Annotated in this window: 14 protein-coding genes; 2 read left to right on the top strand and 12 right to left on the bottom strand. The window is 73.6% G+C overall.

Annotation, left to right across the window (positions count from 1 at the left end; translation table 11 throughout):
- Nucleotides 1-32: 32 nt before the first annotated feature.
- Both MID12_RS23270 and MID12_RS23265 read right to left on the bottom strand, forming a co-directional pair.
- Nucleotides 33-197, bottom strand: coding sequence for a hypothetical protein (locus MID12_RS23270; protein ID WP_040253668.1), 165 nt, complete (start codon nucleotides 195-197; stop codon nucleotides 33-35).
- Nucleotides 198-474: 277 nt separating this feature from the next.
- Nucleotides 475-624, bottom strand: coding sequence for a hypothetical protein (locus MID12_RS23265; RefSeq protein WP_163011134.1), 150 nt, complete (start codon nucleotides 622-624; stop codon nucleotides 475-477).
- Nucleotides 625-886: 262 nt separating this feature from the next.
- Between MID12_RS23265 and MID12_RS23260 the strand changes: the two genes are divergently transcribed.
- Nucleotides 887-2,005: a M48 family metallopeptidase gene (locus tag MID12_RS23260; RefSeq protein ID WP_263170490.1), complete on the top strand. Its 1,119-nt coding sequence runs from the start codon at nucleotides 887-889 to the stop codon at nucleotides 2,003-2,005.
- A gap of 30 nt (nucleotides 2,006-2,035) precedes the next feature.
- Here MID12_RS23260 and MID12_RS23255 read toward each other — a convergent pair whose 3' ends face one another.
- The 5 genes from MID12_RS23255 to proB all read right to left on the bottom strand — a co-directional run bounded on the left by MID12_RS23255 (nucleotide 2,036) and on the right by proB (nucleotide 7,111).
- On the bottom strand, nucleotides 2,036-3,148 hold the full coding sequence (locus MID12_RS23255; protein WP_040253663.1) for a hypothetical protein: 1,113 nt from the start codon (nucleotides 3,146-3,148) through the stop codon (nucleotides 2,036-2,038).
- A 169-nt stretch (nucleotides 3,149-3,317) separates the two neighbouring features.
- Nucleotides 3,318-3,866, bottom strand: a complete 549-nt coding sequence (locus MID12_RS23250) for a hypothetical protein (protein WP_263170487.1) — start codon at nucleotides 3,864-3,866, stop codon at nucleotides 3,318-3,320.
- Nucleotides 3,867-3,929: 63 nt separating this feature from the next.
- Nucleotides 3,930-5,216: a glutamate-5-semialdehyde dehydrogenase gene (locus tag MID12_RS23245; protein WP_263173391.1), complete on the bottom strand. Its 1,287-nt coding sequence runs from the start codon at nucleotides 5,214-5,216 to the stop codon at nucleotides 3,930-3,932.
- Between the two features lie 143 nt (nucleotides 5,217-5,359).
- Nucleotides 5,360-5,836, bottom strand: a complete 477-nt coding sequence (locus tag MID12_RS23240; protein WP_078845199.1) for a hypothetical protein — start codon at nucleotides 5,834-5,836, stop codon at nucleotides 5,360-5,362.
- Nucleotides 5,837-5,965: 129 nt separating this feature from the next.
- A complete protein-coding gene (gene proB, locus MID12_RS23235; protein ID WP_078845492.1) occupies nucleotides 5,966-7,111 on the bottom strand; it encodes a glutamate 5-kinase in 1,146 nt (381 codons plus the stop codon).
- A gap of 350 nt (nucleotides 7,112-7,461) precedes the next feature.
- On the opposite strand from proB, the gene MID12_RS23230 reads away from it, so the two are divergent.
- Nucleotides 7,462-9,597, top strand: coding sequence for a hypothetical protein (locus MID12_RS23230; protein ID WP_263170484.1), 2,136 nt, complete (start codon nucleotides 7,462-7,464; stop codon nucleotides 9,595-9,597).
- A 237-nt stretch (nucleotides 9,598-9,834) separates the two neighbouring features.
- Here the strand turns inward: MID12_RS23230 and MID12_RS23225 are convergent, their stop codons facing one another.
- The 5 genes from MID12_RS23225 to MID12_RS23205 all read right to left on the bottom strand — a co-directional run bounded on the left by MID12_RS23225 (nucleotide 9,835) and on the right by MID12_RS23205 (nucleotide 18,771).
- Complete coding sequence (locus tag MID12_RS23225) at nucleotides 9,835-11,745, bottom strand: alpha-L-fucosidase (RefSeq protein ID WP_411576995.1); 1,911 nt, start codon at nucleotides 11,743-11,745, stop codon at nucleotides 9,835-9,837.
- Nucleotides 11,746-12,086: 341 nt separating this feature from the next.
- The gene (gene obgE / locus MID12_RS23220; protein ID WP_040253650.1) at nucleotides 12,087-13,523 is read right to left on the bottom strand and encodes a GTPase ObgE; all 1,437 of its coding nucleotides are present in this window, start codon (nucleotides 13,521-13,523) and stop codon (nucleotides 12,087-12,089) included.
- 365 nt (nucleotides 13,524-13,888) lie between these two features.
- Complete coding sequence (gene rpmA / locus MID12_RS23215; RefSeq protein WP_040253648.1) at nucleotides 13,889-14,143, bottom strand: 50S ribosomal protein L27; 255 nt, start codon at nucleotides 14,141-14,143, stop codon at nucleotides 13,889-13,891.
- Between the two features lie 14 nt (nucleotides 14,144-14,157).
- Nucleotides 14,158-14,478, bottom strand: coding sequence for a 50S ribosomal protein L21 (gene rplU / locus MID12_RS23210; protein ID WP_040253646.1), 321 nt, complete (start codon nucleotides 14,476-14,478; stop codon nucleotides 14,158-14,160).
- Between the two features lie 291 nt (nucleotides 14,479-14,769).
- Nucleotides 14,770-18,771, bottom strand: coding sequence for a ribonuclease E/G (locus MID12_RS23205; protein WP_263170479.1), 4,002 nt, complete (start codon nucleotides 18,769-18,771; stop codon nucleotides 14,770-14,772).
- Between the last annotated feature and the right edge of the window lie 234 nt (nucleotides 18,772-19,005).

Raw genomic sequence — 19,005 nt, 5'->3', positions numbered from 1 at the left:
GGCCGGGGCGGAAGGGGCGGCCCCGGTCTTCCTCAGCGGTCGCGGTTGAAGCGGGTGGTGATCCAGAGCAGCAGCAGGAGGGCGAACAGGGCGCCGCCGCCGGTGAGATAGGGGTTGAGGCTTTCGTGGTTGCCGCCGTGCTCGCCGCCCTCGGAGGCGAGAGTGACCAGCTGGGCGGCGGTGCTGTGGAGGCTCATCGTGACCTATCCGGGAGCGGGGAGCGGGCAGCGGACAAAGAACTGCCGCCATCGTATGCGGGGCCCTCGCGCCCCCACACGCCGACTCGGCACTTCGGCGGCCTCGCGGCCTTCGTACCGGAGTCGGCGGATTCGCGGATACGGGCCCCGGCTCGGGATGTGGCCAAGAGCACGGCGGGCAGGGGGAGGCGCGGACGGCGGGACGGACGGGCGGCGGGACGCGAAGTGGCCGCGAGGGCCCACCGCGCCGCGGGCGGGTGTGAACCGCCCGGGCCGGTCAGTCGCGGTCGCGGTAGCCGCGGAGCAGCAGCCAGGCCAGGAGTACCGCGCCGAGGACCGAGACCACGATCACCACGCGCAGCAGATTGCCGGCGCCTTGTTCCGCCGCCGTGTCCGTGGCGAGCAGCACCGGGTGCGCGTCGTGCATGGCGGACTCTCCTGGTTCGGGTGGCTCCGGCTGTTCCGGTGGCTCCGGTTCACGGTAGCTCCGCCCGGTTCCGCCGCCTCGGGCGGGGCCTCGCCCGAGGGGCGCGGGGGGTGTGCGCGGCGGCTGCCGGGCCCTGGTCGCGCGCCCGTGGCGGAACCTTCCACCCCGCTCCGGGCGTCCTACTGTGAGGCCGGGGCGGCAGGCTCTTTCGCGATCGACGCCCGTATGCGCTCCATTTCGACCACTGCCCGATGGGGGATTCATGACTGAAGGCTTCGAGAAGGTCCCGAGCAGGCAGCGCAGGCGTTTTCCCGGGATCTCCTCCCGGGCGTACGAGCACCCGGCCGACCGGTCGGCGCTGGTCGCGCTGCGCAAGCTGAGCGGTTTCGACACCGTCTTCAAGACGCTCAGCGGGCTCCTGCCGGAGCGGAGCCTGCGGCTGCTGTTCCTCTCGGACTCGGTACGGGTCTCGGACGCGCAGTTCGCCCACCTCAACGACATGCTGCGGGACGCCTGCTACATCCTGGACCTGGAGAAGGTCCCGCCGCTCTACGTCACCCAGAACCCGCGGCCGAACGCCATGTGCATCGGCCTCGACGAGCCGATCATCGTCCTGACCACGGGACTTGTGGAGCTCCTCGACGAGGAGGAGATGCGCGCGGTCGTCGGCCACGAGGTGGGCCACGCCCTCTCCGGCCACGCCGTCTACCGCACGGTCCTGCTGTTCCTGACCAACCTCGCCGTGAAGGTCTCCTGGATCCCGCTGGGCAGCGTCGCGATCTACGCCATCGTCACCGCGCTGCGCGAGTGGTTCCGCAAGTCGGAGCTGTCGGCGGACCGGGCCGGGCTGCTCGTCGGCCAGGACATCCAGGCCTCGATGCGCGGACTGATGAAGCTCGCGGGCGGCAACCACCTGCACGAGATGAACGTCGACGCCTTCCTCGCCCAGGCCGAGGAGTACGAGCACTCCGGTGACCTGCGCGACTCCGTGCTCAAGATCATGAACGTACTGCCGCGTTCGCACCCCTTCACCACCGTGCGGGCGGCCGAGCTGAAGAAGTGGGCGGCCTCCCGGGACTTCCAGCGGATCATGGACGGCCACTACCCGAAGCGGGACGAGGACAAGGACGCCTCGGTCTCCGACTCCTTCCGGGCCTCGGCCGCGCACTACGCCAACGACATAAAGAGCTCCAAGGACCCGCTGATGAAGCTGGTCACCGACCTCGCGGGCGGCGCGGGCGACCTCGGCGGCAAGGTGCGGGACAAGTTCACCGGGGGCGGGCGGGGCACCGCCGCGGGCGATCGCGCCGAGGACACCGAAGGCTCCGAGGGTTCCGGTACGGACGGCTCGGGCGAGTCCGGGGACGGGCGCCGGCAGTAGCGGCTCGCGGGGGCGGGCGGCCGGCGGGCGTCAGCCGGTCGGCGCCGCGGCCTGCCCCTGCGCGCCGCCGCCCGCCGGGTGCGGGGCGAGGGCGCCGCAGAGCGCGGTCGCCGCGCCCCGCGCGTAGGGGTCGGTGCCCGCGGCCGGGCCCTTGCCGCTGGCCCGCTGCCCGGCGAGCACGGGGCTGAAGCCGCCGGCCCAGTCGACCGCGCAGTCCAGCGGCCCGGCCTGGACGTACGAGACGAGGATCTCGGCGCGATGGGCGCGCAGGTCCTCGCGGTCGAAGCGGAAGTGCAGTTCGCGGTGGACGGTGAAGAGCGAGGGCTCGATTCCCTTGGCCTGCCCCGCGGGGCGCACCGCGTAGACGAAGGTGTGCTCCGAGGTGACTTCGAGGGTGCGGGAGTCGGCCTCGGCGGCGTGCACGGTGCCCTGGACGCGGATCTCGGGGTCGGCCAGGCGCACGGTGCCCGGGTTGAGGCGGACCGCCCAGCCGGTGGCCGCGTACCGGGCGCCGGGCACCGGGCGGGCGAAGCTCTCGTCGAACTGCGCGGTCTGGCCGGGGTCGAGCAGCTCGCGTACCGGCTCCGTGCTGCCGCCGCCGACCACCTGCGGGTCGAGCGAGGAGGCGACGAGGTAGTCCTTGGCGGTGGTCAGGGCGGACATGATCTGGCTGTCCGAGAAGTGCGGGGTGGGTTTGGCGGCGGGCAGCCTGATGCCCTCGCCGCCGATCGCGAAGCGGGCCGCCGGGCTCTTCTGGAAGAGCGCCCGCACCGTCGGCGCTCCCGGGACCCGGCCGGGCGGTGCCAGCGGTATCACGGTCATCCGCAGCGGTTCGGTGCGCCGTCCGGAGGCGGTCGGCGACTGGTAGGGGTGGCGGACCCCGATGTAGATGGCGGTGCCGAAGGCCACGGCGAGCAGCAGCACCAGGACGAGGGCCTGCCGGGTGAGCCCGCGGTGCAGCCGGGGCGTCCGGCGGACGGCGGGAATGTGGTCCGGGTCGGCGATGCGCTCCTCGGCGGAGAACTCCTGCAGATGGGCAGCGCGGACGAACGATTCGTCGAAGACGACGGATCGGTACTCGTCGTCGCCACCGCCGGGAGCGCCCTCGGGTGTGCCCTGCGGTGGGTCTCCTGGCCCGCTCATACCTTCAGAGTAGGTCGCGGCGGACCCCCGTAAACGCGCGGGTATGCGACAACTTGCGGCGGCTTTCGGCCTGGCCCGCCGCCGCGCCGCTCCCCCGCCGGGCCCCGCGCAGGTCGGGGGCACCGCGGCCGTCCCGGCGCGGTCCCCGCCGCCGCAGGCGCGGTGGGCCTCAGGGCGTGCGGGAGGCGCCGGAGAGTTCCTCCTGGCCGCCGCGGATCAGGTCGGCGGATCCGGCGGGGGCGCCCTTGTCGACCTCGCTGGAGCTGGCCGGGCGGCCGGGCTCGGGGTCGCCGGAGGCGGAGGCGCCCCGGTAGACGGCGGTGAAGGCGAGGGCGACCACGCCGACGCCCATCACCACGGCGAGCATCCAGGCCACCGGGCGGTGCCAGCGGGCGTAGCCGCCGTACGAGCCGTAGCCGTCCTCCAGGTCGCCGAAGTCCTCGGGGCCGTAGGCCTCGTCGGGGATGCGCTGGCCCTCGGTGAGCGGGGCCCGCCACAGGCGGCCCCGGCGGATCTCCTCCGCCTCGGCGGCCGCGGCGCGGGCGCGGGCGGCGGCGAGGAGGCGCTCCACCGCGCTGGGTTCGTGGACGGGTGCCGAGCGGACGAAGTCCTCGTCGAACACCACGGTCGCGGACTCCTCGTCCGCGCCCCCGTGGTCGTGGTTCTCGTCGGGGTCGCGGCCGTCGTGCGACGGTGTGCCCCCCACGTCCTTCGGCACGCTGCCCAGAGTAGACCCGGGGGACCGCTTTGTGCAGGGGGCCTGGGCGGGGGCCCGGGATTCTCAGCCGCGGGTGTGGCCGTCGCCGGTGAGGATGTACTTGGTGCTCGTCAGCTCGGGCAGGCCCATGGGGCCGCGGGCGTGCAGCTTCTGGGTGGAGATGCCGATCTCGGCGCCGAAGCCGAACTGGCTGCCGTCGGTGAAGCGCGTCGAGGCGTTGACGGCGACCGTGGTGGAGTCCACCAGCTGGGTGAAGCGGCGGGCGGTGCGCTGCGAGGTGGTGACGATCGCCTCGGTGTGCCCGGAGGACCAGAGCCGGATGTGCTCCACGGCCTGTTCCAGGGAGTCGACGATCCCGGCGGCGATGTCGTACGAGAGGTACTCGGTCTCCCAGTCCTCGACGGTGGCCTCCACGACGGTGGCCTTGGTGCCCTCCGCGTAGGGCAGCAGCCGCTGGTCGGCGTGGACGGTGACCCCGGCCTCCGCGAGGGCGTCCAGGGCGCGCGGCACGAAGGCGTCGGCGATGTCCTGGTGGACCAGGAGGGTCTCGGCGGCGTTGCAGACGCTGGGGCGCTGCGCCTTGGAGTTGACGAGGATGTCGACGGCCATGTCGAGGTCGGCCTCGGCGTCCACGTACACATGGCAGTTGCCGGTGCCGGTCTCGATGACGGGCACCGTGGAGCCCTCGACGACGGTGCGGATGAGGGAGGCGCCGCCGCGCGGGATGAGGACGTCGACGAGTCCGCGGGCGCGCATGAGTTCGCGTACCGATTCGCGGTTCTCGCCGGGGACGAGCTGGATCGCGTCGGCGGGCAGGCCCGCGCCGCCGACCGCGTCCCGCAGCACGCGCACCAGGGCGGTGTTGGAGCGGTGGGCGGAGGAGGAGCCGCGCAGGAGTACGGCGTTGCCGGACTTCAGGCAGAGCGCGGCGGCGTCGACGGTGACATTGGGCCGGGCCTCGTAGATGATCCCGACGACGCCGAGCGGGACGCGGACCTGGCGCAGGTCGAGGCCGTTCGGCAGGGTCGAGCCGCGGACGACCTCGCCGACCGGGTCGGGCAGGACGACGACCTCGCGGACGTCGGCGGCGATGGCGCGCACCCGCTCCGGGGTGAGGGTGAGCCGGTCGACCACGGACTCGGCGGTGCCGGCCTCGCGGGCGGCGGCGACGTCCTCGGCGTTGGCCTCGACGATCTCGCGGGTGCGGACCTCCAGGGCGTCGGCGATCGCGAGGAGGGCGTCGTCCTTGACCGCGCGCGGCAGCGGGGCGAGGTCCGCCGCGGCGGACCGGGCGCGGTAGGCGGCCTGGACGACCGGCGTCATGTTGTCGTACGGCGAAACCGAGGGCAGCGAGGTCATGTCCCGAGGGTAGGCGACGCCACCGGTCGGATGGTCCGGTTCCAGGGGGTGAGACGGCCTACGGGGTGCGGGCCGGGGGGCGGGCGTGCGGCAGCGGACCGTGCCCGGTCGGCAGACGCCGGGCCGCCGGGCGCTCAGAACGGGTGCACGCCCATCGGGGAGGCCGGCGGCGGCCCGTATCCGGCGGCGATCCGCAGGTGGTAGGTGTCCCGGTCGATGACTTCGAGGCCGACGATCTCCCAGGGCGGCAGCCGGGCGCTCAGCCGGTGCTCGCCCCACAGCCGCAGGGCGACCGCGGCGGCGTCGTGCAGGTCCCGGGCCTCCTCCCAGTAGCGGACCTCGGCGTGGTTGCCCGCGTAGCGGCTGGTCAGCAGGAAGGGGTGGTCGTGGGCCAGCTGCTCCAGGGCGCGGCGCACCTCGGTGAGCGGGGTCTCGGCGCCGGAGACGCTCAGTGTGACGTGCCACAGCCGGGGCCCGTCGGCCGGTTCGGTCCCGCGGCCGTCGAGGCGCTCCCCGGCGGCGACGCTGGTGAGCCGGGGCTGCTGTCCCTGGTCCCGTCCGCGGGCCGCGCCGCCGGTGCGGGACGCCGTCTGGGGGCGCACTTTTCTCACGGCGACCTCCTTCGCGCAATGCCCGTGCCGCAATTTCCTGCAACAAAGTGGAGCAGGCGGGGCGCTCCCGCGGGAGCGTTTTCCGGAAGGTCCCTCAGCCGAGGCAGGAAGATCTCCGGCCATCCCCGGCTATTTGTGCAAAAGCACCAGATCGTCTCGGTGTACCACTTCCCGCTCGTACGCCGGGCCGAGGTCCCGGGCGAGATCCCGGGTGGAACGCCCGATGAGCTGGGGAATCTCCCGGGCGTCGAAGCTGACCAGGCCCCGGGCGACGGCCCGGCCCGCCGGATCGCGCAGTTCGACCGGGTCCCCGGCGGCGAACTCGCCCTCGACGCCCGCGAGGCCCGCGGGCAGCAGCGACTTGCGGCCGTCCACCACCGCGCGTACCGCGCCCTCGTCCAGAAGCAGGGCGCCGCGCGGCGTGGAGGCGTGCTGGAGCCACAGCAGACGGTCCGCGCTGCGGCGCCCGGTGGCGTGGAAGTACGTACCCGTGTCCCGTCCGGCGAGCGCGTCCGCGGCCCGGACCGCGGAGGTGAGCACCACCGGGATGCCCGCGGCGGCGGCGATCCGCGCGGCCTCCACCTTGGTGGCCATGCCGCCGGTGCCGACGCCCGCCTTGCCCGCGCTGCCGATCTCGACGCCGTCCAGGTCGGCGGGGCCCCGGACCTCCGCGAGGCGTGCGCTGCCGGACTTCGCGGGGTCGCCGTCGTAGACGCCGTCCACGTCGGAGAGCAGGACCAGGAGGTCGGCGCGGACCAGGTGGGCGACGAGGGCGGCGAGGCGGTCGTTGTCGCCGAAGCGGATCTCGTCGGTGGCGACGGTGTCGTTCTCGTTGACGACCGGCAGCGCGCCCATGGCGAGCAGCTTGTCCAGGGTGCGCGAGGCGTTGCGGTGGTGGGCGCGGCGGCTGGTGTCGTCGGTGGTCAGCAGCACCTGCCCGACCCGGACGCCGTAGCGCGCGAAGGAGGCCGTGTAGCGGGCGACGAGGAGTCCCTGCCCGACGCTGGCGGCGGCCTGCTGGCGGGCCAGGTCGCGGGGGCGGCGGCGCAGCCCGAGCGGGGCGAGCCCGGCGGCGATGGCGCCGGAGGAGACGAGCACCACCTCGCGGGCCCCGCCCTCGGGGGCGTGCCGGTCGCCGCGAGCGGTCGCGAGCACGTCCACCAGCGCGTCGACCCGGTCCGCGTCGAGGCCGCCGGAGGCCGTGGTCAGCGAGGAGGACCCGACCTTGACGACGACCCTGCGCGCCCCCGCCACCGACTGCCTCGCCCCTGACACGTCCATCTCCGTCCACCGCCCGGCCCAGCGGATCCTTGCCGGTCCGCTGCTCGTGCGGCAAATCTACGTGAGCGCCCGCGCCCGCCGCCCGCCCATTTCAAGGGGCGGACCGCGACCCCGCCTTCGCGGCGCGGCTACGACTCCTGTACGACTCCCCTACGAGCGCTCCACGCGCCCGCGGCCCTTTTCTCACCTTTGCGCGCAATGGCGTCGGGCAAGATTGCCCGGGGGCCGACAGAAGTCATACGGTCAGTGGTCGGCCATCGACATCCGGGGAGTACCTCCCCTGTGACGGGCCGCCCCCCACCCCCTTGTCACACCCGGTCCGATCCCCCGCAGGAGCCCTCCCCGTGTCCTTTGCCGGACTCGCCCCCCGCCGCCTCGTGCAGCTGGGCGCGCTGACCTTGTTGTCCGCGCTGTTCGCCGCGCAGCTCATCGGCGCCTTGCTGCCCAGCGCCCCGCTCCTCGCCGTCGCCGGTGCGGGCGGGCTCGCGCTCGACACGGCCCTCCAGTACAAGCAGCCCGGACTGCTCTCCGCGCTGTCCAAGGTCCGCTTCGACGTCACCGTGCGCCAGCTGCTGCGCGACGCCCTGCTCCTCATCGGCCTGCTGCGGCTCGACGAGGTCGGCCAGGGCGCCCAGGCCGCCGCCACGGTCCTGCTGCTCGGCGCCTATCTCACGCACTTCGCCTGCCAGGCCGCCGCGGTGCTGGTCCGCCGCACCCGCTCGCTGCCGGTGGCGACCCGCAACATCGACGCCTCCGCGCTGCGGCTCACCACCGCCCCGCCGCGGATCCTCTCCCGCCGCCCGGGGCACCGGCTGCTCGCCTTCTCGGTCCCGGCAACCCTCGGGCTCGCGCTCAGCGCGCTCTCCGGCGAGGACCTCGGCGCCGTGGCGGGCACCGCCCTCTCGCTGGCGCTGCTGCTCGGCGGCACCGCCTTCCTCGCCACCTGGCTGCTGCCGAAGAAGCGCGCGGTCAACGAGCGCCGGGTGATGGAGTGGATCGACGCCTGGCTCGCGGACTACCAGCCGAAGGTCGCCATGTACTTCTCCGGCGGCGCCTCCTCGGCCTACCAGGCGAACATGTGGCTCTCCACCCTCGCCGGCCTCGACAAGCCGCTGATCGTGCTGCGCGAGCGCTTCATGGTGCAGAAGATCGACGCCACCGACGTACCGGTGATCTGCTTCCCCAAGGTCGCCACCATGTTCTCCCTGGAGAACTCCACGCTGAAGATGATGCTGCACCCCGCGAACTCCGGTAAGACCTCGCAGGTGCTGCGCATCCCCACCATCAAGCACGCCTTCATCAACCACGGCGAGAGCGACAAGCTCTCCTCCTGCAACCCCTACGCCAAGGCCTACGACGAGGTCTGGGTGGCCGGACCCGCGGCCCGCGAGCGCTACGCCCTCGCCGAGGTCGGCGTGGAGGACAAGGACATCGTCGAGGTGGGCCGCCCGCAGCTCACCCCCATCCGCCCCTACGCGGGCCCGCCCACGGGTACGTACACCACCGTGCTCTACGCGCCGACCTGGGAGGGCTGGGACGGCAACCCCGGCAACACCTCGGTGGTCCTCGCGGGCGAGAACCTGGTGCGCCGCCTCCTCGCCGACGAGGGCGTCCGCCTGCTCTACAAGCCGCACCCGATGACCGGCTCCGTCGACCCGCGCGCCGGTGCCGCCAACGAGCGCATCATGGCGATGATCCGCGAGGCCAACACCCGCCGCTCCGGCGAGCGCCCGGGCCCCGAGGCCGCCGCCGAGCTGACCCGCCGCTCCGCCGCCCTGGACGAGCTGACCAGCACCTCCTTCCGCAAGAGCGCCGACGAGATGGAGCGGATGCTGCTCCAGGGCGCCCCCGACGGCTCCCGGGACGCGGCGATCCTCGCCGCGACGGCGGAGTGGGAGCGCGCCTACTGGGCCTCCTTCCCCGAGTGGGAGCACCAGATCATCACCGGCCCCCGCCCGGCGATCTTCGCCTGCTTCAACGTCGCCGACCTGCTGATCAGCGATGTCTCCAGCGTGGTCTCCGACTGGCTGAGCAGCGAGAAGCCCTACGCCGTCGCCAACACCTCGGGCCTGACCGAGCAGGAGTTCCGCGAGGGCTTCCCGACCGTGCGCGCCGCCACCCTTCTCAGCCCCGGCGCCGAGGAGATCCCGGAGCTGCTCGCCACGGTGCGCGAACCGGCCAGGGACGACCTCGCCGCGGAGCGCGCCGCGCTCAAGGAGCACCTGCTCGGCCCGGCCGAGCCGCCGTCCATGGTGCGCTTCCGCGCGGCCGTGGACGCCCTGTCCGCGCGGGCCGACGAGCGCCGGGTGCGGATGGTGGGACGCCTGGACGAGGGCGCCCCCAGCGGAGACCCCGAACTGGTCGACGAGCCCACCGAGTCGGAGCACGGCGAGAACGGCTCCGGCGCGGAGGACGGCTCCGACACGGCGCACTCGCTGTCCGCGGAGCCCCCGAGCACCGAGGACACCGTCACCGCCTGAGCGGCGTACGGAACGGACCGACCCCGGCCCGGCGGCACCACCAGCCGGGCCCGGGACGGACAGCAGAACCGAGGGCGGCCCGCTCGACTGCGGGCCGCCCTCGGCGTGTTCAGGCGGTCGGCCCGTCGGCCCACCGGTCGGCCGGTGGGCCAGCCGGGCGCCTGTCAGCCGGTCAGCCGGTCAGCCGGTCAGCCGGTCAGCACACGTACGTACCCGGCGTGCCGTACGTACCGCCGCTCACGGCGTGTACAGCCGCTCGGCCGGGATGACCTGCTGGGACTGGTGGGCGCTGGACCAGAGCAGCTTCATATGGGACTCGCCGCCGCCCTCGGTGTGCTCCACCCTGATCGCGTGCTTGCGGCCCGCCTGGAGGGTGACCGCGGCCCGGTCCGCCTTCGGTCCGTGCGGGACCGAGCTGTCCAGGACCAGCTTGCCGTCGATCCACACCCGGGCGGTGTCGTCGGAGACCGTGGTGAGCGTGTACTCCTCCCCGTAGCGGGGCTCGACGGAGCCGGTCCAGCGGGTGCTGAAGTGGTCCGCCGGGATCGAGGCGGCGGGCGAACCGTCGAAGCGGTAGGACTCGTTGACGGCCGGGTCGGTCGAGGTGGCCGCGGGCGGGCCGGAGAACGTCTCGTTGGCGTAGCTCTCCGCCTTCAGCCCCGTCCCCTTGCCCTCTCCCGCGGCGGGCGTCGGCTTCAGGCTCAGCTCGATCACCGAGGACGCCGGGTCGGGGGCGGTGCCCGAGGGGGTCAGGTCGAGGCCGTCGCCCGCCGGTGCCACGGCCACCCGCTGCCCGCTGCCGAGGACCCGGGCCCCGGTCACCTCCACCGGCGCCTCGGTCTTCAGGTGCAGCGGCTCTCCGGCGCCGGGCCACTCGTGGACGGCCGCGTACAGCTTGTCGCCCTTGCGGCTGACGGAGCCCCAGGTGGGCTCGGCGACCAGGCCCGCCGCCTCGCTGCCGTACACCGACTCGCCCTGGCCGGCGGTGCGCAGCCACCTGCCCATGGCGGCGAGGCGGTCCAGGGAGGGCGCGGGGACCCGGCCGAGCCTGTCCGGGCCGATGTTGAGCAGGAAGTTGCCGCCGCGGCCCGCGACATCGCCCAGATTGCGGATGAGCTGGGTGGCGGACTTCCAGTCGGTGTCGTGCGCGGCGTAGCCCCAGCTGCCGTTGATGGTCATGCAGGACTCCCAGAGCTGCCCGGCGACCGGGGCGTCCGGGATCTCCTGCTCGGGGGTGCCGAAGTCGCCCTCGACCACACCGCGCTTGCCGACCCGGTTGTTGATGACCAGCTCCGGGTTCAACTCGCGCAGATAGGTCTCCAGTTCCGCCCCGTCCCGGCGGGACCAGCGGTTGACCGGGTTGTCCGTGTCCCATTCGCCGTCGAACCAGAGCAGCGCCGGGTCGTAGTGGTCGACCAGCTCCTTGAGCTGCGCGTACATCCGCTTCTTGTAGCGCGGGAAGGTCGCCGGATCGGCGAAGTCGGGGTCGTGCCAGTCCCAGATCGAGTAGTAGAAGCCGAGCTTGATGCCCGCGGCGTCGGACTCCTTCTTCAGCTCCGCGAGGATGTCCCGCTCCTTGTCGAAGGAGGAGTGGTCCCGCAGATTCCAGGTGTTCTGCTTCGTGGGCCACATCGCGTAGCCGTCGTGGTGCTTGCTGGTGAAGACGATGTAGCGCTGCCCGGCGTCCTTGGCCGCCCGGACGATGGCCTTGGCGTCGAACTGCGCCGGATCGAAGCGCGCGGCCTGCTTCTCGTACGCCTCGTCCGGGATCGCACAGGCCCGCTTGATCCACTCCGCGTTCTCGCAGACCGAGCCGTCCGGCCGGGTGTAGCTGCCCTCCAGATGGGAGTACGCGCCGAAGTGGATGAACATCCCGAACTTGTCCTGCCGGTACCAGCTGGTCCGCTCGGAGGTGAAGGGGTCGTCCACCGCGTGGTTGGTGCCGGGGCCGCCCTCGGCCTGCGCCACCTGGCCCGCGGGGGCGGCGGGTGGGGCGGCGCTCACGGCGGGCGCCGTCACGGCCAGCAGGGCGACCCCGAGGAGCGGCACAAGTGCCTTGAGGGATCTGCGTGTTCGGCCCGTCTTCGCGCGGCCCGTCTTCGCGCGGCCCGCCGGGAACCGGGCTGCCGCCCTTCGGCCTGCTGTCATCCGACCTGTCTTCGTATGCATGGACGCTCCAGGGAGGAGAGGGGGACGTCTGAGCAGGGCTGGCCAGCCGCATACGGAACCTAGGGAGACACACATCGGATGTCAATGGACCGAACAAGGGGAGACGGCGGGAGTTACGCACCCAATCCCCCTTCAGAGATCCTATCTTTGATGGTCGTCATGGGAGGTCATCATGGGAGGCGGTCTTCGGAGGCCACCGGGCCGCCCCGCAGACCCGCAGACACGGAGACACGGAGAGGAGCCCCGGGCATCGCGCCCAGGGCTCCTCTCCACGGTCTCCGCCGTCCGCGCCGTCTCCGACGCCTCCGCCGCCGGTCAGGTCAGAACGGTTCGAAGTCGTCGTACTCCCGTTCCGCCTCGTCGCGTTCGGCCTGCCGGTCCCGGCGGCGCTGGGCGGCCGGGCGCGGGGCCTCGAAGCGGTGGTCCTCGCCGCGGCGGCCGAGCATCTCGGCGCCGGCCATGGCGGTGGGCTCCCAGTCGAAGACGACCGCGTTGTCCTCCGGGCCGATCGCGACGCCGTCGCCCGAGCGGGCGCCCGCCTTCATCAACTCCTCCTCGACACCGAGGCGGTTGAGCCGGTCGGCGAGGTAGCCGACGGCCTCGTCGTTGTTGAAGTCGGTCTGGCGCACCCAGCGTTCGGGCTTCTCGCCGCGGACCCGGAAGAGACCGTCCTCCTCCTGGCTGACGGCGAAGCCCGCGTCGTCGACCGCCTTCGGCCGGATGACGATCCGGGTGGCCTCCTCCTGCGGCCGCGCGGCGCGGGCCCGGGAGACCAACTCGGCGAGCGCGAAGGAGAGTTCCTTCAGACCGAGGTGGGCGACCGCGGAGATCTCGAAGACGCGGTAGCCGCGCTGCTCCAGATCGGGGCGGACCATCTCGGCCAGGTCCTTGCCGTCCGGTACGTCGATCTTGTTGAGGACGACCACGCGGGGCCGGTCCCCGAGGCCCCCGTACTGCGCGAGCTCCTCCTCGATGATGTCGAGGTCGGAGAGCGGGTCCCGGTCGGACTCCAGGGTCGCCGTGTCGAGTACGTGGACCAGCACGCTGCACCGCTCGACGTGCCGCAGGAACTCCAGGCCCAGGCCCCGCCCCTGGCTCGCCCCGGGGATCAGGCCCGGCACGTCGGCGACCGTGTAGACGGTGGAACCGGCGGTCACCACACCGAGGTTGGGCACCAGGGTGGTGAAGGGGTAGTCGGCGATCTTCGGCTTGGCGGCCGAGAGCACCGAGATCAGCGAGGACTTGCCCGCGCTCGGGTAGCCGACCAGGGCGACATCGGCGACCGTCTTGAGTTCCAGGACGACGTCGTGCAGGTCGCCGGGCTCACCGAGCAGCGCGAAGCCGGGGGCCTTGCGGCGCGCGGAGGCAAGGGCCGCGTTGCCGAGCCCGCCCCGGCCGCCCTCGGCGGCGACATAGGTGGTGCCGTGGCCCACCAGGTCGGCGAGGACATTGCCCTGCTTGTCGAGGACCACCGTGCCGTCCGGCACCGGCAGCACCAGGTCCTGCCCGTCCTTGCCGGAGCGGTTGCCGCCCTCGCCGGGCTTGCCGTTGGTGGCCTTGCGGTGCGGGCTGTGGTGGTAGTCGAGCAGGGTCGTCACCGACTGGTCGACGACCAGGGTGACATCCCCGCCCCGGCCGCCGTTGCCGCCGTCGGGCCCGCCGAGCGGCTTGAACTTCTCCCGGTGCACGGAGGCACAGCCGTGGCCTCCGCTACCCGCGGCGACATGCAGTTCGACGCGGTCCACGAAGGTGGTCATGGGGGGTGCCTCCAAATAGGGAGCGGCGGTTCGTCACGGCCGGGGGCCGTCCGCCGTCACCGTCAGTCTGTACGGATCTGTACGTCGATGCAGAAAACGTCTGTACGCCGGGAAAGTCTGTACGCCGGGACCGCCTGCCCGTGCCCGTCCGCCGACGCGGTACGCGCCCCGGTTCCGGCACGGACGGGACCAGCCGATCCCCGCAGGCGCAGGGCTCACGGAAACCGCCCCGCCTGCTCGTAACACGCGAGAGGCGGACCCTCTTCCCGTACGGAGATCCGTACGGGAAGCCAGGTCCGCCTCTCGGGAACGTGCTCCGAGCGGGTCCCGGGCAGGCCCGGGACTCCACCACAGGTGCGCCTTGGTCAGGCGACCGGAACGATGTTCACGACCTTGCGACCGCGGAAGGTGCCGAACTCCACCGCACCGGGCTGCAGCGCGAACAGGGTGTCGTCGCCGCCGCGGCCGACGCCGCTGCCGGGGTGGAAGTGGGTGCCGCGCTGGCGGACGAGGATCTCACCGGCGTTCACGACCTGACCGCCGAAGCGCTTCACGCCGAGCCGCTGGGCATTCGAGTCGCGACCGTTCCGGGTGGACGATGCGCCCTTCTTGTGTGCCATCTCTTCTCAGTCCCTTACTTCGCAGCCGCGGGGATCTCAGTGACCTTGATCGCCGTGTACTGCTGGCGGTGGCCCTGACGACGGCGGTAGCCGGTCTTGTTCTTGTAGCGAAGGATGTCGATCTTCGCGCCCTTGTGGTGGTCCACGATCTCGGCCTGGACCTTCACCCCGGCCAGCACCCACGGGTCGCTGGTCACGGTCTCGCCGTCGACGAGGAGCAGGGTCGAGAGCTCGACCGTGTCGCCGACCTTGGCGGTGGAAATCTTGTCAACCTCGACGACGTCGCCGACAGCAACCTTGTGCTGACGACCGCCGCTGCGCACGATGGCGTACACGCGAACTCTCTCTCGCTAGGAACGAAACCCCTGATGCCAGCCGCTCACGCGGGCCGGGGCCCAGCGATCCGAGGAGACGAGCGGCCTCCCCCGCCTTGCTGCCGGACCCCGCGAGGATCCGAGCCGCAGCGGGAGGTGAGGTGCTCAGAGGTGCGGCGCACAAACACGCCGAGGGTCAAGATTACGGGCCCGGCGGCGAAAGGGCAAAACGGCGGCCGGGAGCGGGAAGGGGCGGAAGAACGGGACGGGCCCCGGCCGTCACACGACCGGGGCCCGCTCCTCGCTCGGCTGTCAGGCACCGTCCTCGGCCGAAGCGGTGACCGCCGGGGCGCTCTGCTCCGCAGCGACCGTCTTCTTGGTGGCCTTCTTGGCGGTCGTCGCCTTCTTCGCCGTCGTCTTCTTGGCGGCGGTCTTCTTGGCCGCCGCCTTCTTGGCGGGGGTCGCGGCCTTCTTCGCCGTCGCCTTCTTGGCCGTCTTACGGGCGGCCTTCTTCGCCGGAGCGGACTCCTCGCCCTCCGGTACGGACTCCGCGGCGGCGGACTCCGCGGCGGGGGCACCGGTGACCACCGTGACCGCGCTGTCCTCGGAACCGGCGGGCGCACTGGCGGTGCGCACCGCGCGGCGGCGGGGACGGGCCGGGGCGGCGGACTCCGCGGGCGCGGGCTCGGCCTCGGGGGCCGGCTCCGGCTCGGCGGCCTTCGGCGCGGGCTCGGCCACGGTCACCACCGCGGCCTCCGCCTCCCCGGCGCCCTCGGGCGAACCGGCCGGTGCCGTCACCTTGCGGGTGGCCCGGCGGCGGGTACGGCCCTTGGGCGCGGCGGACGCCTCGTCCTCGGGCCGGGCGGCGGGCTCGGCCGCGGGGGCGGACGCGGCGGCGGGCGCCGGTTCCGCCACGGGCTCGGCCACCGGGGCCGCGGCCTCGGCGGGCTGCTCGTGCACCTCGCCCACGGAGGTCCCGGCCTGGGGCTCCGCCTTGTCCGCCCGGCCCTTGGACTCGGACTTGGGCGCACCGGCCGGTGCCGAGGCACGGCGGGAGGCCCGGCGGCGGCCACGGCCGCGGCCCGCGGCGGCCTCCGCCTCGGCGACGGAGCTGTACAGCTCCTCGTCCGGCCGGAACTCGGGCTCGGGGAGGGCGGCCGGCGCGGCGGCCTCGGCCGCCACCTCGGCGGCGGTCTCCGCGGGCTCCTCGGCGGGCTCCTTCTGCTCCTGCGCGGTGTGCTCGTGGTGGGCGTGGTCGTGCGTCTGCTCGCCGCCGCCCTTGCCGCGCTTCTTGCCGCGCTTGCCGCCGCCGCCCGAGGTGGTCGGCTGCTCCATGTGCACGATCACGCCGCGGCCGTTGCAGTGGACGCAGGTCTCGGAGAAGGACTCCAGGAGGCCCTGGCCGACGCGCTTGCGGGTCATCTGGACCAGGCCGAGCGAGGTCACCTCGGCGACCTGGTGCTTCGTACGGTCCCGGCCGAGGCATTCGAGGAGCCGCCGCAGGACCAGGTCCCGGTTGGACTCGAGGACCATGTCGATGAAGTCGATGACCACGATGCCGCCGAGGTCGCGCAGCCGCAGCTGGCGCACGATCTCCTCGGCCGCCTCCAGGTTGTTCCTGGTGACGGTCTCCTCGAGGTTGCCGCCCTGACCGGTGAACTTCCCGGTGTTGACGTCGATCACGATCATGGCTTCGGTCTTGTCGATGACCAGCGAACCGCCGCTGGGCAGCCAGACCTTGCGGTCGAGCGCCTTCATCAGCTGCTCGTCGATCCGGTGGCTCGCGAAGACATCGGTCTCCGAGGTCCACTTGCTCAGCCGCCCGGCGAGGTCCGGGGCCACGTGCGCGACATAGCCGTGGATGGTCTCCCAGGCCTCCTCGCCGCTGACGACGACCTTCGAGAAGTCCTCGTTGAAGATGTCGCGCACCACGCGGACGGTCATGTCCGGCTCGCCGTAGAGCAGCGTCGGGGCGTTCGAGGAGCTGCTCTTGGCCTTCTTCTGGATGTCGGACCACTGCGACTGGAGCCGCTCCACGTCACGGCGCAGCTCGTCCTCGCTGGCCCCCTCGGCGGCGGTGCGCACGATCACGCCCGCGTCCTCGGGGACGATCTTCTTGAGGATGCTCTTGAGGCGGGACCGCTCGGTGTCCGGGAGCTTGCGGCTGATGCCGGTCATCGAGCCCTCGGGCACGTACACCAGGTAGCGGCCCGGCAGCGAGACCTGGCTGGTCAGGCGGGCGCCCTTGTGGCCGATCGGGTCCTTGGTGACCTGGACGAGCACGGACTGGCCGGACTTGAGCGCCGACTCGATCCGGCGCGGACCGCCGGACATGCCGAGCGCCTCGAAGTTGACCTCGCCCGCGTACAGGACGGCGTTGCGGCCCTTGCCGATGTCGATGAAGGCGGCCTCCATCGAGGGCAGGACGTTCTGCACCTTGCCGAGGTAGACATTGCCGACGTACGAGGTCGACTGCTCCTTGTTGACGTAGTGCTCGACGAGCACGTCGTCCTCGAGGATGCCGATCTGGGTGCGCTCGCCGCTCTGGCGGACGACCATGACGCGCTCGACGGCCTCGCGGCGGGCGAGGAACTCGGCCTCGGTGATGATCGGGACGCGGCGGCGGCCCTGCTCGCGGCCCTCGCGGCGGCGCTGCTTCTTCGCCTCCAGACGGGTGGAGCCCTTGATGGACTGCACCTCGTCGGCGCCGGTGCCGGGCTCGTCCTTGGCGCGGCGCTCCCGGGGCTCGCGGACCTTGACCACGGTGCGCTCCGGGTCGCCGTCGCCGGGCGAGGCGGGCTCGGAGCCGTCGCCCGCGCGGCGGCGGCGACGGCGGCGACGGCGGCTGCTGGAGGAACCGGACTCGTAGCCGCCGTCCTCGGAGTCGTCCTCGGAACCGTCCTCGCCCGCGGAGTCCTCGGAGCCGCTGTCCTCGCGGTCCTGGCTGTCACCGGAACCGTCCTCGCCCTCGGCCTGGTCGGCGCTCTCACCGCGACGGCGGCGGCGGCCACCGCGGCGGCGGCGACGGCGGGAGCCGGACTCCTCGGAGCCGTCCCCGTCCCCGTCCTCGGCGTCGCCGGAGTCCTCGTCGCCGTCCGCGGACTCGGCGCTCTCGGCGGATCCGGCGCTCTCGGCGGAGTCCTGCTCGGCGGGCGCCTGGCTCTCGGAGACCGCGCGCCGGCGGCGGCGACGGCGGCCGGAGCCGCTGTCCTCGGCCTCGGCACGGTCCGCCTCGGCGCGGTCGTCCTCGGCCGGGGCCTCCTCGGCGGGCTGCTCCTCGACGGCCGCGGCGGCGGCAGCGGCCGCGGCGCTCTCGGGGGTCTGGAACATCGGCTCGGCGAAGACCGGCGCCCGGAAGACGGCGACCGCCGGACGCGCGGGCGGCGCGGCGTCCTCGCCCTCGCTCTCCTCGGCCGCGCGCGCGGCCTTCTTGCGGGCCGGCTCGGAGAAGCCTCCGGCGGCCTTACGGGTGGCACGGCGGCGGCCACGACGCGGCCCCGCGTCCTCCTCGGCCTCGGCGGCCTCCGCCGGGGCGTCCTTGTCGTCGCGGCCGGACTTGGCGCCCTTACCGGACTTGGCGTCCTGGCCGGACTGCGCGGCCGGGGCGGCCGGGCCGCTGGGCACCTGCGTGGTCTCGGCGCCGGGAAGGTCGTCGGTGGCCGCGAGCCCCTCGGTGTCGAGGGCGGCCGGGGCCGCGGTCTGCGCCTCGGCGGCCAGCGCCTCGGCGGCGGGCGCGCTCACCCGGCGGGTGGCGCGGCGGCGGGAACGGCGCGGGGCCGCGTCCTCCTCCTCGGCCACGGCGGGCTCGGCAGCCTCGCCAGTCTTGGCGGTCTTGGCAGCCTTGGCGGGAGCCTGCGCGGCAGGCGCTTCGGCGGCCGGGGCCTCGGCGGCGGGCGCGCTCTCGGCGGGTGCCGGGGCGGAGTCGGCGGACGCCGACTGCGGGGCACCGGCCGGAGCGGAGGCCCGGCGGGTGGCGCGGCGGCGGGTACGGGCCGGGGGCGCGGCCTCGGCGGCCGGTGCCTCGGCGGTCTGGGCGGTGGAGGCGGTGGCCTCCTCCGTGGTGGCTGCCCCCGTGGCGGCTTCCCCGGTCGCGGCCGTCTCGGCCACCGCCGGAGTCTCCTCCTCGGTCTCCGCCACGTCCTCGGCCGGGGCGCTCGCCTCGGCGCCGGTGGCGGCGGCCGCCTTCGGCTCGGCCGCGGGCGGTCCCGCGGGCCGGGAGGCGGCGCGGCGCCTGCGGCGGGGCGGCAGGGTGTCGCTGGGGGAATCCTTGTCCTGTCCCACGGAGGACCCCGTGGGTTCGGTCGGCTCAAGCATGCGGGCGTTTCTCCCGTCAGGCTCCCGGGCGCCGCGCCTGGTCCGGTGACGTCCGGGGCGCGCGCTCGTGGTGCGCGCCGCCGCCGTCCGGGGCGCGGGCGCCGCACGGGAGCTCATCAGTGTCTTGTTCTCGCCGGTTCCGGTACGCCTTGTGCGTACGGCCTGGCGAAAGTCTTCTGGTCGGTGCGCTGCCCGACCCAGATGGCTCCCGAGTACGAGGGCGGCGCTGCGACG

This window comes from Streptomyces sp. SCSIO ZS0520, assembly GCF_025643355.1.
Taxonomy (GTDB): domain Bacteria; phylum Actinomycetota; class Actinomycetes; order Streptomycetales; family Streptomycetaceae; genus Streptomyces; species Streptomyces physcomitrii.
This window is presented reverse-complemented; position numbering and strand designations above follow the sequence as displayed.

Excerpts from the sequence above, each read along its gene's own strand:
- MID12_RS23270 (WP_040253668.1), bottom strand. The coding sequence starts at position 197 with ATGAGCCTCCACAGCACCGCCGCCCAGCTGGTCACTCTCGCCTCCGAG.
- MID12_RS23265 (WP_163011134.1), bottom strand. The coding sequence starts at position 624 with ATGCACGACGCGCACCCGGTGCTGCTCGCCACGGACACGGCGGCGGAA.
- MID12_RS23260 (WP_263170490.1), top strand. The coding sequence starts at position 887 with ATGACTGAAGGCTTCGAGAAGGTCCCGAGCAGGCAGCGCAGGCGTTTT.
- MID12_RS23255 (WP_040253663.1), bottom strand. The coding sequence starts at position 3,148 with ATGAGCGGGCCAGGAGACCCACCGCAGGGCACACCCGAGGGCGCTCCC.
- MID12_RS23225 (WP_411576995.1), bottom strand. The coding sequence starts at position 11,745 with ATGACAGCAGGCCGAAGGGCGGCAGCCCGGTTCCCGGCGGGCCGCGCG.
- obgE (WP_040253650.1), bottom strand. The coding sequence starts at position 13,523 with ATGACCACCTTCGTGGACCGCGTCGAACTGCATGTCGCCGCGGGTAGC.
- rpmA (WP_040253648.1), bottom strand. The coding sequence starts at position 14,143 with ATGGCACACAAGAAGGGCGCATCGTCCACCCGGAACGGTCGCGACTCG.
- MID12_RS23205 (WP_263170479.1), bottom strand. The coding sequence starts at position 18,771 with ATGCTTGAGCCGACCGAACCCACGGGGTCCTCCGTGGGACAGGACAAG.